This is a genomic window from Myroides injenensis M09-0166, from assembly GCF_000246945.1.
GTDB classification, from domain to species: domain Bacteria; phylum Bacteroidota; class Bacteroidia; order Flavobacteriales; family Flavobacteriaceae; genus Flavobacterium; species Flavobacterium injenense.
Map to the genome: position 1 here is coordinate 1 of NZ_BAEX01000090.1, position 14294 is coordinate 14294.

Below are 14294 nucleotides of genomic sequence, written 5' to 3' on the forward strand. Positions count from 1 at the left end.
GGAGACTATAGAAAATCAAGCAGCAAGAAGGTTGTGTGATTACACGATAAAAATACAATAATTTGAAAGCAATTCACAACTCTGATAATAGAAGCTATCTTAGCATCGTTACTTTGTAATAACTCAATAAAAATACACTATTATAAAAATGCTCCCTATTTCATGTTTGAATAATATAAAATGATCTCTTCTGCTCTAACAATATTGCCCTTCGATACAAAAAACCACTATACCTATTTACTGCAAGGGTAAATAATGTCTAAAAACTACATTTATTAACCTTTTTTGCAAAACGCATTTTTTAACAAAACCCAGCATTTACAATACTTAACAAGTATTTCACGTAATTCAATAGCAGTTTTGTGCGAGAAGGGTGCGAGAATTGCTCTGCAACGCATTGCAAAAAGGGGATATTCCCGAACAATACTGCCACCGTCCCCGAACAACACTGGGATTAAACCTGAATTAAATTCCTTAAAATTTGACAAAAGGGGAATTGCAAATTGACTTTTTTTACAGTCAATTTAGAAAAAAAATGCAAACTTTGATTTGTGTAATTTTTGTAAGAAACATCAGCTAGAGCGCTGAATAACAATACAAAGATACAATTTTTAATACACAATATATTCTATCATCCATTAAATTAATGGAACTATATAGTGAGTAGACTATTGATCTACTTTAACCTGCTGATCATTAAGCCACAGATGTAAATTATTGATTTGTAAAAAAAAACTATTTTTGTAGGTAAATAAAAAATACAGATGAATATCAAGTTAATCGCAATAGGAAAAACGGATAGCAAACCACTACAGACATTGATGGATGAATACACAAAAAGGCTTTCTTTCTATGTCAACTTCGACATGGAAATCATTCCTGATATTAAAAATGCTAAAAATATGTCTGAAGCTCAACAAAAACAGAAAGAAGGTGAGCTAATCTTATCTAAAATCACTCCTACTGATTATCTTGTATTACTTGATGAAAACGGAAAAGATTTTACTAGCGTTGGCTTTTCTGAAGAATTGCAAAAACGCATGAATATGGGCATTAAAACATTAGTATTTGTTATTGGTGGACCGTATGGTTTTTCTGAAGAAGTGTATAAAAATGCAAAAGGAAAAATATCTCTTTCTCGTATGACATTCTCACACCAAATGATTCGTCTTTTTATTATTGAACAAATCTATCGTGGGTTTACGATATTGAGAAACGAGCCTTATCATCATCAATAAAAATTAAAAGATACTTACTACTAGAATTAAACAAGGCTGACACTACCTAGGGTCAGCCTTGTTTAATATATTTTAATTACTGTAAATTAGTAAACTAAATCTTTGTTTAAGAACTTATCAGAAATTTCTAATTCTTTCAACAATATTCTTGCTTGTAGATAATGTTCAAAGTCTAGTGATTTACTAAACCCTAATTGAATACTATCTCTATCTTGTAATTTTTCTACTAAGTCTTCTCTTTTTACTTGCTCATCCTCAAAGAAAAAATCACGAGAAGCATTTAAGTAAAGCAGGTTTTCTTTCGTTCCCGGACGATTAAATCCAAAGTCAATTTCTTTAAACGGGAAAACCGACATATGCTTTGTTAATGTATCAGCATAGCTATAATACACTCCTTTCTCATCAGTGTGTAAATTGCCTTCTCTATATTTGTGATCTTTTACTTTAGTAACAATTTCTGCTACTTTTAGTAAATTCAATTCTCTCTCGATATTAAAAATGTAATTCGTTCCTCCAATACGGCTTCCTTCAAGCAAATGGGGCTCGATACCATCTTCGGCAAATTCAATATAGATAGGAGAATGATCCTCTACTCCTTCCTCCACTGTATAAGCTGCGCGAGTCAACTTCATTTGCTTTTTGTTCTGACAACTTCCTAAGATTAATAATGCTGGAAGTATTAAAAGTAATTTTCTCATATCGTTAATTGTTTTACTATCGCTCTTGTTTCTACTGCCTCTTTCACATCGTGTACTCGCAGTATATTTGCTCCTTTTTGAAGAGCAATAGTATTGAGTACAGTAGTACCGTTTAGTGCTTCTTGAGGCGTTATACCTAGTAATTTATAAATCATTGATTTTCTAGATATCCCTACTAAAATAGGTAATTCAAAGACATCAAACAACTCCATTTTATTCATTAATTGATAATTTTGCTCTAATGTCTTAGCAAAGCCAAAACCTGGATCAATAATTATATCATTAATTTTTGCTGCTCTTGCCAATGCTATTTTCTCAGAAAAGTACTTGCGCATGTCCATCACTAAATCATCATATTTCGTAAGGGTTTGCATTGTCTTAGGATTGCCACGCATATGCATCATTATATAAGGGACTCCAAGTTCACCTACAGTTGTAATCATTTGATTATCTAATTCTCCAGCAGCTATATCATTTATCATCGCTGCTCCAGCCTCTATAGCTACCCTAGCTACTTTTGCTCTAAAGGTATCGATAGATAAGTAAAGAGAGGGAAATTCCTTTAACAATAATTCAACAATAGGAACAATACGTTGACATTCTTGCTCTTCACTTACAAATTCAGCACTTGGCTTACTTGAATAAGCGCCTACATCTATAAAGTCAGCCCCTTCATTTAGCATTCGCTCGGCTTGCTTTAAAAAATCTAAATCTGTCTTGTATTTTCCACCATCAAAAAAGGAATTCGGAGTCACATTTAAAATTCCCATTATTTTTGGGTCTGATAAATCAATTAATTCTCCCTTACAATTTATTGTCATTGTGCTTTATACGTTAGAATTGTGTATTTTTATTAAATATTCACCTCTAAAATCTATTTTAATACTTTTAAAGGGAAAGTATTATTAGTATTTTTGAACAAATAATAGACAAATATAATTCAAATGACTACGACTTCTACTCAATTTGACCAAGTAATTACGCAATGTAGAGATTTATATAAAAAAAAGATGCACGATTACGGATGCGCATGGCGTATCTTGCGTTTGCCTTCTTTAACAGATCAAATTTATATTAAAGCACAACGCATTAGAAGTATTCAGGAGAATGACGTCAGAAAAGTAGACGAAGGTGAAATCCCTGAGTTTATAGGAATCATTAACTACTGTATTATGGCGCTTATCAACTTGGAAAAAGGAGTCGCTAATCAACCTGATTTATCATCAGAAGAAGCAATAGCACTATACGATGCAAAAGTAGCCGAGTGCAAAACCCTGATGGAGAATAAAAATCACGACTATGGGGAGGCATGGAGAGAAATGCGCGTTAGTTCTTTAACCGACCTAATTCTGCAAAAGCTATTACGTGTAAAACAAATTGAGGATAACAAAGGAGAAACATTAGTATCTGAAGGCATCGCCGCTAATTATCAAGATATACTAAACTACTCTGTATTTGCGTTAATACATTTAGAAATTACTGAATAATATCAACTATTATTTATCTAAAAAAAGAAATCTACTATGAAAATAATTACCCATTTATCAAGACTATTTGTAGGAATTCTATTTATTCTTTCTGGTTTAATTAAACTAAATGATCCTTACGGATTCTCATTTAAATTAGAAGAATATTTTTCAGCAGGAGTACTAGACCTTCCTGTATTTACTCCCTACGCTTTAGCTCTTGCGGTAATTTTAGTCATTGCAGAAGTTCTTTTGGGCGTAGCATTGCTGGTGGGTTACAGACGTAAACTGACCTTGACATTATTATTCTTGATGATTGTCTTCTTTACTTTTCTTACCTTCTACTCTGCTTATTTCAACAAAGTTACAGACTGTGGTTGTTTTGGCGACGCAGTAAAACTTACGCCTTGGGGCTCTTTTACAAAAGATATTATTCTACTAGTCTTTATTTTAATTCTAATAAAATATAAAAAATATATTAACCCTATTTTTAAAGGTAAGACAAATGGCGTTATTGTATTTATCGCTTTTGTATTATGCTCAATAATGGGATATACAGTAATTAATCACTTGCCTATTAAAGATTTCAGAGCCTTTAAAGTTGGTACTAATATACTTGAAGGAATGGAAATACCTGAAGATGCGCCTCGTGCTCAGTACAGAATGGATTTCTATTATGAAGTAGATGGTAAAGAACAAAAGTTCTCAGACAAAGAATTAGGTAAATTACCTGCTGGTGCAAAATTCATCAGAAGAGAAGATACTCAATTATCAGAAGGTTATATCCCTCCTATTCACGATTTCACAATGGATAAGGATGGAGAAGATTATACTTTCCAAATGATGCAAGAGCCTAAACTAATGCTGATTATCACTTATGATTTAGATAAAGCAGATGTAAAAGGCTTAAAAGTAATGAAAGACTTCTCTAATAAAGCGATTGTCAGTGGTTATAAAGTTATTGGAATGACTGCTTCATCTGAGAACAAAATAAATGAAGTAATTAAAGAGTATCAATTACCATTTGAATACTACACTTGTGATGGCACAACATTAAAAACTATCGAACGTGCTAATCCTAGTATTGTAATAGTTGAAAATGGAGTTATCACAGAGAAAAAACACTGGAAAGACAGAAATAAAATAGTCCTTAAAAAATAAGAAGACTTGCTAAGTTATATCATAAAAAAGACATTATACGCAATGGCTACTCTCTTTGGGGTAGTCACTGTTGTTTTTTTCCTATTCAATATTCTACCGGGTGACCCTGCAAGAATGATGCTTGATCAAAATGAAAATTCAGAGCAGCTACTTGCCATCAAAAAGAAGTACGGTTTTGACAAGCCCATTAGTACACAATATTTGCTGTATCTAAATGATTTGTCACCTATATCCTATCACAGTAAAAATAAAGAAGATTACACTTATAATTCAGGTAAATACACTGCTACAACTTTACTTAGTTTAAGCAATAGTGAAATTGTTTTAAAATCACCCTATTTAAGAGAAAGCTTTCAGAAAAATGGTAAAAAAGTCAGTACCATTATATCGGAGACCTTACCTAACACAATATTACTCGCCGTTTTAGCCATTGCTATTGCGTTGGTAATAGGTGTGTTCTTAGGAATTATCTCTGCCTTGTTCCACAATACTTGGCTTGATCGATTAATTGCCTTAGTTAGTACCTTTGGCATGAGTATTCCCTCTTTTTTTAGTGCCATACTCTTTGCTTGGATATTTGGCTACCTACTACATGAGTACACCCACTTACCGATGACAGGAAGCTTATATGAAGTAGATGATTTTGGAGAAGGCAAACACCTAGCACTGCGCAATTGTATATTACCTTCTATAGTTTTAGGAATACGACCATTAGCAGTAGTAACTCAATTAATGCGTAATTCCCTTTTAGAAGTATTAAGCCAAGATTATATTCGAACAGCAAAAGCAAAAGGTTTACCGATGTCGTTAATCATTAGAAAACACGCACTAAAAAACTCGCTAAATCCAGTTATTACTGCTCTATCAGGATGGTTTGCCTCTATGCTAGCCGGAGCGGTATTTGTAGAATACATATTTGGATGGAATGGATTGGGTAAAGAGATCGTTGAGGCATTAAATACATTAGATCTACCAGTGATTATGGGTGCTGTATTAATTATCGCAACTGCTTTTGTAATCATTACAATTTTAGTAGATTTGATATATGCATATTTAGACCCTAGAGTAAAATTAAATTAATAAAATTAAACCCCAATATAGATGAAAAGAATCATTGTAGCCCTTACTATAGCCGTGCTTTCCTTTACAGCTTGTAAAAAGAAAGAAGATGTGAAAGACCAAAATATCGAAATGACAGAGCAAAGTGTTCTAGAAGGTATTGATGAAGAACAAACTTTAGAAAGTACTGGTTTTGCAGCGGCTGCTTTAAATGCTGAGTTTATTACCCTAGAAGGGACAAAAACAACTTTCCAACATATTATAGAGCAAACAAAAGGACATGCTGTATTAATCGATATCTGGGCAACATGGTGTCCTGACTGTATTAAAGCATTTCCTGAAGCACAGAAAATACACGACCAATTTCCAGATGTAAAATATGTTTATTTATCATTAGACAAAACAGAACAAGCGTGGAAAGAAGGGATTGAGAAATACAACCTTAATGGTGAACATTTCTTCTTAAATGATGAGAAAAGAATGAAAGGAGAATTCGGTAAAGCTATTCACTTAAACTGGATTCCTCGTTATATCGTTTTAGATAAACAAGGATACATTGCCTTATACGATGCTACTGAAAAGAGCTTCGAGCAAATTATAGACACACTAAAAAAAGTACAATAATGAGAAACAAAATTGTTGCAGGAAACTGGAAGATGCATAAGACATATCCAGAAACACATGCGCTATTAGACGAGCTAATTGAAAAACTTCCATCAGGAAAAGAAGTAGAAGTAATTGTTGCTCCTGCTTTTACCAATTTAGCTAGTGCTGTAGCTCATTTAGACGGAACAAACATCCAAGTATCAGCTCAAAATATGCACCAAGCAGAAGGTGGTGCTTTTACTGGAGAGATCTCTGCTCAAATGCTAAAAAGTATTGGTGTAGATACTGTAATCATTGGACACTCTGAAAGAAGACACTATTTCCACGAAACAGATGCTGTATTAGCTGATAAAGTAAATACTGCATTAAGATACAATATGCGTGTTATCTTTTGTATAGGAGAAGAACTTAAAGATCGTGAGAATAAACAGTACTTAAATGTAATCTTCAATCAATTGACAGATGGACTATTTCATTTGACAAAAGAACAAATGGCTAATATCGTTATTGCGTATGAACCAGTTTGGGCTATTGGGACAGGTGAGACTGCAACTCCAGAGCAAGCACAAGAAATGCATGCCTTTATCCGTCAAGAGATAGAAAGAAAATACGATAAAAAAGTAGCAGATAATATCGCTATCCTTTACGGAGGAAGTGTAAAACCAAGCAATGCTAAAGAAATCTTCTCTAAACCTGATGTAGACGGTGGCCTAATTGGTGGAGCAGCTTTAGTAGCTGATGATTTTACTGCCATTGTAAACGCAGCTTATTAAGCGAAATAATAAATACAAAAAAAGGAGCAACTAAGATCAGTTGCTCCTTTTCTATTGGTACACTAATATAGATTATAATCTAAAGATTATCTGACATTCTGTTTGATATAGATTTGTGTAGCTCCTAATCCGTACTTTTGGTAATTTGCATCTTCTGCTACTACCTCTGGATAACGACTAAACAAAAATTCCAATTCTGCTTTCAGTACTCCCTCTCCTACTCCGTGTATAAATACAATACGTGGAATACGGTTGCGTATAGCAAACTCTAATTGACCGCGTGCAGTATCTAATTGAAGTGTAAGCATGTCGTACTTTTCCATACGGGTATGCTCTTTAGTTAACTTCTCTATATGTAAGTCAACCTCTAATATGAATTCATCTTTACGAGATCTTTTCTCTTTAGTAAATGAGCGCTTTATAGGTCCTACTTTATCTTGAAGCGCTTCTTCTACAGAACTTCTGGTAGTTGCAGATTTTAAATCACCTGCTATATCCTGCTCAATCTTTAAGAGTTCACTTGCTTTGTAATTCAACACAAAACCTTCTTTAGTTTCAATAGTTACCTCATCACCTACAACCTTCACTACCGTTCCCTCTTCTGCCTCGTCTAAAACTTGTACAAAATCACCTTTATTTAACATCTTCTTCCTCTTTACTTTGGTTAATTAAATCTTGTTTAATCCCTTTGTCGAACTCGCGCTCTGCCGCATTTTGTGGCATATTATTACTTGGCGTTTTTTTCATTAGACGATACATGGCAAAGAAAAATAGTGCTACTCCCACTACTTGTACCCAAATAAGTGGTTTTTCTTTTGTCTGCTCACTTAATGCCCATCCCATAAAAAAAACGACTAATAAAGCGAATATTACTTTTGCTATTTTCATATTTAAGGTGCTAAGCGTTCTATATTCCAGTCTAACTGATCTTCTGTTAATGTATAGCGAATACGGTCGTGTAATCGATTAGGTCGACCTTGCCAAAACTCAATTGACACAGGTTCAATCACAAAGCCGCCCCAATTCTCTGGGCGCTTAATTTCTTTCCCTTGTACTTCTTGCTCAAGTAAAGCTAATTTTTGTTCTAACTCCTCATGGGATGCTATCACTTCACTTTGATTAGAGACAATCGCTCCTAATCTACTTCCTACAGGACGACTGTCAAAATAATTATCTGACTGTACTGCCGGTGCTTTATGAGCTATTCCTTTAATGATTACTTGGCGCTCCATAGAAGCCCAAAAAAAAGATAAACACACGTGAGGATTAGCCAATATTGCTTTGCCTTTTTCTGAATTATAATTGGTATAAAACACAAATCCATTCTCGTCATAAGACTTTAATAGCACTACTCTTGCTTTTGGAAAACCATCTAATCCTATGGAAGAAACAGTCATAGCATTTACCTCGTCAACACCTCCAAAATCTTCAACCTCGCAAAACCATTTGCGAAATTGCATCATTGGATTTTCATCAACTGAGCTCTCAAGAAGTACACTGCGCTCATATGATTTTCTATAATTACTTAAATCACTCATTACTTTGTAGTTTATAAATCAAAGACTTTATAATCATCTGCATTTAAGATTGTCCCTTCAAAAACAGTAGAAGCTTCTTTCTTAAACAATGTTATATCGTTATATCTAGTAGAATAATGTCCTAATATTAATGTTTTTGCATTGGCTAATTTAGCAATTGCAGCTGCTTCTTTAGCGGTACTGTGTTTTGTTTTTTCTGTATAATGAGATTCTGAGTCTAAGAATGTACTCTCGTGGTAAAGAACATCGACATCCTTAATAATCGGCACTATACTCTCGCTATACTTAGTATCAGAACAAAAAGCATAACTCTCCGTTGGTTCTGGATCATAAGTAATATCCTTGTTGTCAATTACTGTTCCATCATCTAGAGTAATGTCTGAACCATTTTTAATTTTCTGGTAATAACATCTATCAATACCTAAGTCCTCCACAGCTCCTATACGAAGCTTACGCTCACCAGATTTAGTTTCAAACAAGAAACCATTAGTATATACGCGGTGATCTAGTGGTATTGTACGCACTGTTACTTTGTCATCTTCATAAATAACTTCACTTTGCTTACTTTCTAATTCGTGAAAAAACAATTTATAACCAGTAAAAGAATTTGAAAGTCTTAATTGCAGTAATATTACTTCTTTAATCCCTTTTGGTCCATATACATGTAGATCTGCTTGTCTATTTAATAACATATAGGTAGAGATAAGACCTATTAGTCCATAGAAATGATCTCCGTGTAAATGCGATATAAAAATATGGTTAATACGTTGGAACTTAATCTTTTTGCGTCTTAGCTGTACTTGCGTGCCTTCACCTGCATCTATTAAGAACATTTGTCCACCTATCTCCAAAACTTGAGAAGTAGGGTTTGTCATTGAGCGAGGTGTAGCTGCGTAACAACCTAATATAGTAAGTTTCAATTTGTTATTGTTTTATAATTTGAAGTTGTAATGTACAAAAAACCACTACAGATAGCAAAAAGAAAAGGCTTAAATTACTTTAAGCCTTTTCTTTTATATATTGGGTAATAATTAAAATCCTAAATCTCTTTGAATTTCATCCATTTCTATTAAATCGTGAGCTTCCTGCAGGCTAGGCACTACAATTAAATCACCATCAAAATCATTAAAGTCAACATTAGGTACTACTATAACAAAAGATTTATTTGCTTGCTCGATATGCTCTATTGCAACTTCTTCAAATAGATTTAAATCTTCTTCTGAAATCACACCAGTATCATTGCTTAAATCAATAATCAAATTAGCTTTTTTAAAATGACTTTCATACTGCTGTATAATCTTTTCAAGAAATGCTTCTACACTTGCTTCACTACTACTTAAAATTATAGTATGTCCTTTTTCTTTTACTTTCATAATCCTACACAATTAGATGTTGATATTTCTTCTCTCATTAATAGAGATGCAAAGGCTAATTTAATTATTTAATCTTTGATGCCAAAAGATAAATTACTGCCATACGTACAGCCACTCCATTTTCAACTTGGTCTAATATTACTGACTGACCTGAATCAGCGACATCAGATGTAATCTCTACACCTCGATTAATTGGTCCTGGGTGCATCACTACAATTTCTTTGTCTAATGAATCCAGAATTTCTTTAGTCAGACCGAATTGTTGTGAATACTCTCTTGTAGAAGGGAAATAGCTAAAGTCTAAACGCTCGTTTTGAACTCTTAGCATATTAGCAACATCACACCATTCCAGAGCTTTGCGTAAATTTGATTCTACCTTCACACCTAAACTTTCAATATAGCGAGGGATTAATGTTTTAGGTCCGCACACACGTACTTCAGCCCCTTGTAATTGTAAAGCATAGATATTTGATAGTGCTACTCTTGAATGTAATATATCTCCTACAATAACCACTTTCTTTCCAGCGACTTCTCCTAATTTCTCACGTATTGTAAAACTGTCTAACAACCCTTGTGTAGGGTGAGCATGCGCGCCGTCTCCTGCATTAATAATACTTGCTTTTACATTCTTTGACAAAAAGTGTGCTGCTCCTGGATTACTATGTCTCATCACAACCATATCAACCTTCATCGATAAGATATTGTTAACTGTATCAATTAGTGTTTCCCCTTTCTTTACAGAAGATTGGGCTGCTGAAAAACTTATCACGTCTGCTGACAAACGTTTTTGTGCTAATTCGAAGGAAAGTTTGGTACGAGTACTATTTTCAAAAAAGATATTAGCTATTGTAATATCTCTAAGGGAAGGAACTTTTTTAATAGGACGATTGATAACTTCTTTAAAATGATCAGCTGTTTCGAATATTAAATCAATGTCTTGTTTTGTAATATATTTAATTCCTAAAAGGTGATTTACACTTAATTCTTTCATTACTTGGATAGTAGGTTTTGTAGTTAGATTTTATTGGTTTGCTCCAGATAAACGCTATCTGTATTATTACCATTCTCAGTCCATGATACTCGTACAGCTTCATTGTTAAAAGCATCTACTTGTCTTCCTCTATAATCGGGCTGAATAGGTAAATGACGACTAAATCTTCTGTCTATTAACACTAATAATTCAATCTCTTGAGGACGCCCAAAAGACTGTATTGCTGTTAATGCAGCACGTATACTACGACCTGTATATAATACATCATCAATAAAAACAACTTTCTTGTCTTCAACTAAAAAGTCAATCTGCGTTTTGTTTGCTTCAAGTGGTTTTTGATTTCTTCTAAAATCATCACGAAAAAAAGTGATATCTAAAAACCCTAATGGAATTTCCTTAATACCGTATTCTTTCTCAATAATGTTTTTGATTCGTTCTGCCAAGACTTTACCACGTGGTTGAATACCAATAAGAAGGGTTTCGGAAAAATCTAAATGATTTTCTACTAACTGACATGCCAAACGATGTAGAATAATATCAATCTCTTTTGAAGTAAGTAATACTTTTGGATTCATATAAAAAAGAGTTGTGTTTGGGGGGTAAAAATACAATTAAATATTGTTTTCAACTAATTATTATGGCAATATGTCTTTCTTTTTTTACAAAAAAAACAAGTAATTGCCTTTATAAATCGTAACGTTATTGTAAAGTTCTTATCTAAAATGAGTACATTTACTACACTAAAAACAATGCTAAAAGCATACTGTATTTACAACTAAACCCACTCACAACTACTTACTTTTCGTTATCATGAAAAAAAGTTTATTATTAATTGTAGTAACCTGTTTAATGACTATAAGTCATTATGGACAGGACAAGACTTCTTCTAATTTATCCTTAGAAGATGATATATATAATACAAAGTGGATCCTGCAATCTGCAAGTAATCAAAAAGTGATAGAACGTATAATGACACTCTTTATCGACAAAGGTGGTTTTCACATAATTGGGGATACTGGTTGTAATTCTTTTGAAATCCCTATAAAGAATATTAGCCAGAGTAAAGGAAAAGTAACTATCACAACCTTTGCTGGCAGTAGAACAGATAATAGATGTACTCATATTGTAAACACTTCTGAAGAATTGTTTGTAAATAACCTTAGCAAGACTTCCTTTAAAGTCCACATGCAAGGTAATGACTCTTTATTTCTTACCACCAGACAAGGTGTAACTATGCTCTTTAGTAAAGAGAAAGAGAATCCATTACTAAGATACATTGGTAAACATGATTGGAAACTTATACAAATGCGCGGAGATAGCTCTAGAGTTTATCATCCCTATTTTTCATTAGATTTTGAAAACAATAGAATTTCAGGAAGTACTGGCTGTGGAACTTTTGAAGGAGAATTTACCATAAATGACAATCAAGATACTATCAGCTTTAAACAACTTGCTGTAAAGGTCTCATCATGTATTAATGATAGAGATAAAGTAGCTAAAGACTTCATCAATATTCTACAAAACAAGTCTTATTTATTTGATGTAGCTGACCAAACTTTAAATTTATATCAAGATGATAAAATAATTTTAATGTTCGGTATTATTCAATCTGGATTATTACAAAAAGCTAATGAACAATAAGTTATTTATTTAACGCTATTTTCGCTAAGTTAAAAATTCTGCTTACCAAATATTGACAATGCTTTGATAAACCTCATCTCTCAATTTTTTGTTTTACCTTAGTGCATCAAATTATTCAATTTAGTTTATGAAAGCTTTAATATTTAATGGCTCTTTAGATGAAGAGTCGTTTCGCACATCAAGACGTATTGCACAATACTACGCAGATCAATTCATAAAAGCTAATGTTGATGTACAGCAGGTTCACTTATCTGACTATCAGATCCCTATATTTCAAGCCAAATTAATGGATAATGTTCCTCAAGATGTCCTAGACTTTGCACAGGCATTTCGTTCAGCAGATATTATGATTTGGTTAACTCCATTATATCATGGAGGAATGACAGGAGTAATGAAAAATGCAATTGATTGGTTAGAAATTACAGCAAAGGATTCTCCAGCTTATTTAACCAACAAAGTAGTTGCATTCACATGCTGGTCAGCAGGAAACCAAGCTATGCAAGGAATACACGCATTAGATAACGTAGCAAAAGCATTACGCGCATGGTCACTACCTTACTCTATTCCAATGAGTAGTTTAGACATGTATGAAAACAATGACTTATCTGATGTCTATAAAAAGAAAATGAATATGCTTGTAGAATTACTATCTGAAAGTAAAAAACACGTATAATCAAATTGATCTAAGAGTCTGAATTTACAATTCAGGCTCTTTTTTTGAACCTTATCTTAAGACTTACCTCTTAACGACTTCAACTATTTAAAGCGTTAAGCAAAATACTAAAGTTTCAATAATAGTCCTTTCATCAAAAAGAATACGCCTTTTAATCATAATATAAAGATGTGATAATAGCTCATAGACTCTTATAAAATCTAGAATTAATTGTGCAATTATTACTTATTACTGTACAGTTATAGCAGGACTAGACGCGATATGTCCATAATGACTACATAATGAGTCCATTGTACCTCTATTAAACCAATAGAATTTAATGGAGACACAATGGATTTATGATATACTGAATATACTTCTATCCCCATTTAATAGCTTCTATACTCCCACAATTTCTATAGAATTGAGCCACCTTATTTCAGTAAATATAAGTTTCAGAATTAGATTTCTTTTAATCTATACCTCTAAATAAAAATAAAGGAAAGTCTTTCTGACTTTCCTTTATCTAACAATTGAAAACACCATTTTGACATTACTTATGTCAACTATTTAACAAACACTCGCATTCTTTTTTTTAAAATCCTCCTCAATATTTATCAAACTTTAATAGCAATTTTTTATTGACTATTGAGGAGGTATTTTAGTTGGCTACATTTTTGAATTATAAATTGTGCTTAACAAACTATCAAACAATTAATCCTAATAAGTATTTCTATTTACTACGAATAATCACTCACATTTTATAACTCTTATTGATAGATTTAGAATAAGATATCTTAGGCATTAACTGTATCAAAAAAAAATGACTATGAAAAAAAGTTCTGCGATTTACTCTCAAACCTAACTAATACAATTTTTACCGTTAAATTATCTTCTATCAATAATTATGGTTTTGTTGTTACTTATGAACAGGACAAATATAGAATAGAGATTTTTATAAAAAAACTGCAGTAAAAAACATCAAATAATACAAAATCACTAAATGTCATTTCTATAATTAAACAAATTCACAAAAAAGAAAATACAGTAAATAGTAGATTGTAATGATAAAAAATAAGTTTTTGAGACAAAAAATAC

17 protein-coding genes are annotated in these 14294 nt (G+C 32.7%); 8 read left to right on the forward strand and 9 right to left on the reverse strand.

The features are described from left to right. Positions 1 to 764: 764 nt before the first annotated feature. Positions 765 to 1238, forward strand: a complete 474-nt coding sequence (gene rlmH / locus RH98_RS12845; RefSeq protein WP_010255562.1) for a 23S rRNA (pseudouridine(1915)-N(3))-methyltransferase RlmH — start codon at positions 765 to 767, stop codon at positions 1236 to 1238. A gap of 86 nt (positions 1239 to 1324) precedes the next feature. Here rlmH and RH98_RS12850 read toward each other — a convergent pair whose 3' ends face one another. Both RH98_RS12850 and folP read right to left on the reverse strand, forming a co-directional pair. Beyond that, positions 1325 to 1936 (reverse strand): hypothetical protein, encoded by a 612-nt coding sequence (locus RH98_RS12850; protein ID WP_010255564.1) that lies wholly within the window; start codon positions 1934 to 1936, stop codon positions 1325 to 1327. After that, the gene (gene folP / locus RH98_RS12855) at positions 1933 to 2757 is read right to left on the reverse strand and encodes a dihydropteroate synthase (protein ID WP_010255566.1); all 825 of its coding nucleotides are present in this window, start codon (positions 2755 to 2757) and stop codon (positions 1933 to 1935) included. Before folP ends, RH98_RS12850 begins: the two co-directional genes overlap by 4 nt. Before the next feature lie 123 nt (positions 2758 to 2880). On the opposite strand from folP, the gene RH98_RS12860 reads away from it, so the two are divergent. From RH98_RS12860 to tpiA, 5 genes are read left to right on the forward strand one after another with little or no spacing between them, the layout of a single operon-like run. Next, positions 2881 to 3423: a DUF1599 domain-containing protein gene (locus RH98_RS12860; protein WP_010255569.1), complete on the forward strand. Its 543-nt coding sequence runs from the start codon at positions 2881 to 2883 to the stop codon at positions 3421 to 3423. A 36-nt stretch (positions 3424 to 3459) separates the two neighbouring features. After that, entirely contained in the window at positions 3460 to 4563 is a 1104-nt protein-coding gene (locus RH98_RS12865) for a BT_3928 family protein (RefSeq protein ID WP_010255572.1), read from the forward strand. 6 nt (positions 4564 to 4569) lie between these two features. Further along, positions 4570 to 5643, forward strand: coding sequence for an ABC transporter permease (locus RH98_RS12870; protein WP_026038899.1), 1074 nt, complete (start codon positions 4570 to 4572; stop codon positions 5641 to 5643). Between the two features lie 21 nt (positions 5644 to 5664). Continuing rightward, entirely contained in the window at positions 5665 to 6246 is a 582-nt protein-coding gene (locus tag RH98_RS12875; protein ID WP_010255575.1) for a TlpA family protein disulfide reductase, read from the forward strand. Further along, the gene (tpiA, locus tag RH98_RS12880; RefSeq protein ID WP_010255577.1) at positions 6246 to 7001 is read left to right on the forward strand and encodes a triose-phosphate isomerase; all 756 of its coding nucleotides are present in this window, start codon (positions 6246 to 6248) and stop codon (positions 6999 to 7001) included. Before RH98_RS12875 ends, tpiA begins: the two co-directional genes overlap by 1 nt. 86 nt (positions 7002 to 7087) lie before the next feature. On the opposite strand, the gene RH98_RS12885 is transcribed toward tpiA, so the two are convergent. The 7 genes from RH98_RS12885 to pyrR form a co-directional block, all read right to left on the reverse strand. Further along, a complete protein-coding gene (locus RH98_RS12885) occupies positions 7088 to 7645 on the reverse strand; it encodes a DUF8465 domain-containing protein (protein WP_010255580.1) in 558 nt (185 codons plus the stop codon). Beyond that, on the reverse strand, positions 7635 to 7889 hold the full coding sequence (locus RH98_RS12890) for a hypothetical protein (protein WP_010255584.1): 255 nt from the start codon (positions 7887 to 7889) through the stop codon (positions 7635 to 7637). Before RH98_RS12890 ends, RH98_RS12885 begins: the two co-directional genes overlap by 11 nt. Before the next feature lie 2 nt (positions 7890 to 7891). Further along, positions 7892 to 8539 (reverse strand): pyridoxamine 5'-phosphate oxidase, encoded by a 648-nt coding sequence (gene pdxH / locus RH98_RS12895; RefSeq protein WP_010255586.1) that lies wholly within the window; start codon positions 8537 to 8539, stop codon positions 7892 to 7894. Positions 8540 to 8550: 11 nt separating this feature from the next. Continuing rightward, entirely contained in the window at positions 8551 to 9459 is a 909-nt protein-coding gene (locus RH98_RS12900; RefSeq protein ID WP_010255588.1) for a ribonuclease Z, read from the reverse strand. Between the two features lie 111 nt (positions 9460 to 9570). Further along, complete coding sequence (locus RH98_RS12905) at positions 9571 to 9912, reverse strand: ribonuclease Z (RefSeq protein ID WP_010255590.1); 342 nt, start codon at positions 9910 to 9912, stop codon at positions 9571 to 9573. A gap of 64 nt (positions 9913 to 9976) precedes the next feature. Then, positions 9977 to 10903, reverse strand: a complete 927-nt coding sequence (locus tag RH98_RS12910; protein ID WP_010255591.1) for an aspartate carbamoyltransferase catalytic subunit — start codon at positions 10901 to 10903, stop codon at positions 9977 to 9979. Positions 10904 to 10926: 23 nt separating this feature from the next. Beyond that, positions 10927 to 11478, reverse strand: coding sequence for a bifunctional pyr operon transcriptional regulator/uracil phosphoribosyltransferase PyrR (pyrR, locus tag RH98_RS12915; RefSeq protein ID WP_010255594.1), 552 nt, complete (start codon positions 11476 to 11478; stop codon positions 10927 to 10929). A gap of 235 nt (positions 11479 to 11713) precedes the next feature. Here pyrR and RH98_RS12920 point away from each other — a divergent pair, with 235 nt between their 5' ends. Beyond that, positions 11714 to 12544 (forward strand): META domain-containing protein, encoded by an 831-nt coding sequence (locus RH98_RS12920; protein WP_010255597.1) that lies wholly within the window; start codon positions 11714 to 11716, stop codon positions 12542 to 12544. A 127-nt stretch (positions 12545 to 12671) separates the two neighbouring features. Then, positions 12672 to 13217 carry an NADPH-dependent FMN reductase gene (locus RH98_RS12925; RefSeq protein WP_010255599.1) on the forward strand — a complete coding sequence of 182 codons (546 nt, stop codon included), beginning with the start codon at positions 12672 to 12674 and terminating at the stop codon, positions 13215 to 13217. The last annotated feature ends 1077 nt before the right edge of the window (positions 13218 to 14294 follow it).

Excerpts from the sequence above, each read along its gene's own strand:
- pdxH (WP_010255586.1), bottom strand. The coding sequence starts at position 8,539 with ATGAGTGATTTAAGTAATTATAGAAAATCATATGAGCGCAGTGTACTT.
- RH98_RS12910 (WP_010255591.1), bottom strand. The coding sequence starts at position 10,903 with ATGAAAGAATTAAGTGTAAATCACCTTTTAGGAATTAAATATATTACA.
- RH98_RS12885 (WP_010255580.1), bottom strand. The coding sequence starts at position 7,645 with ATGTTAAATAAAGGTGATTTTGTACAAGTTTTAGACGAGGCAGAAGAG.
- RH98_RS12860 (WP_010255569.1), top strand. The coding sequence starts at position 2,881 with ATGACTACGACTTCTACTCAATTTGACCAAGTAATTACGCAATGTAGA.
- folP (WP_010255566.1), bottom strand. The coding sequence starts at position 2,757 with ATGACAATAAATTGTAAGGGAGAATTAATTGATTTATCAGACCCAAAA.
- pyrR (WP_010255594.1), bottom strand. The coding sequence starts at position 11,478 with ATGAATCCAAAAGTATTACTTACTTCAAAAGAGATTGATATTATTCTA.
- rlmH (WP_010255562.1), top strand. The coding sequence starts at position 765 with ATGAATATCAAGTTAATCGCAATAGGAAAAACGGATAGCAAACCACTA.
- RH98_RS12850 (WP_010255564.1), bottom strand. The coding sequence starts at position 1,936 with ATGAGAAAATTACTTTTAATACTTCCAGCATTATTAATCTTAGGAAGT.
- tpiA (WP_010255577.1), top strand. The coding sequence starts at position 6,246 with ATGAGAAACAAAATTGTTGCAGGAAACTGGAAGATGCATAAGACATAT.
- RH98_RS12905 (WP_010255590.1), bottom strand. The coding sequence starts at position 9,912 with ATGAAAGTAAAAGAAAAAGGACATACTATAATTTTAAGTAGTAGTGAA.
- RH98_RS12875 (WP_010255575.1), top strand. The coding sequence starts at position 5,665 with ATGAAAAGAATCATTGTAGCCCTTACTATAGCCGTGCTTTCCTTTACA.
- RH98_RS12920 (WP_010255597.1), top strand. The coding sequence starts at position 11,714 with ATGAAAAAAAGTTTATTATTAATTGTAGTAACCTGTTTAATGACTATA.
- RH98_RS12890 (WP_010255584.1), bottom strand. The coding sequence starts at position 7,889 with ATGAAAATAGCAAAAGTAATATTCGCTTTATTAGTCGTTTTTTTTATG.
- RH98_RS12925 (WP_010255599.1), top strand. The coding sequence starts at position 12,672 with ATGAAAGCTTTAATATTTAATGGCTCTTTAGATGAAGAGTCGTTTCGC.
- RH98_RS12865 (WP_010255572.1), top strand. The coding sequence starts at position 3,460 with ATGAAAATAATTACCCATTTATCAAGACTATTTGTAGGAATTCTATTT.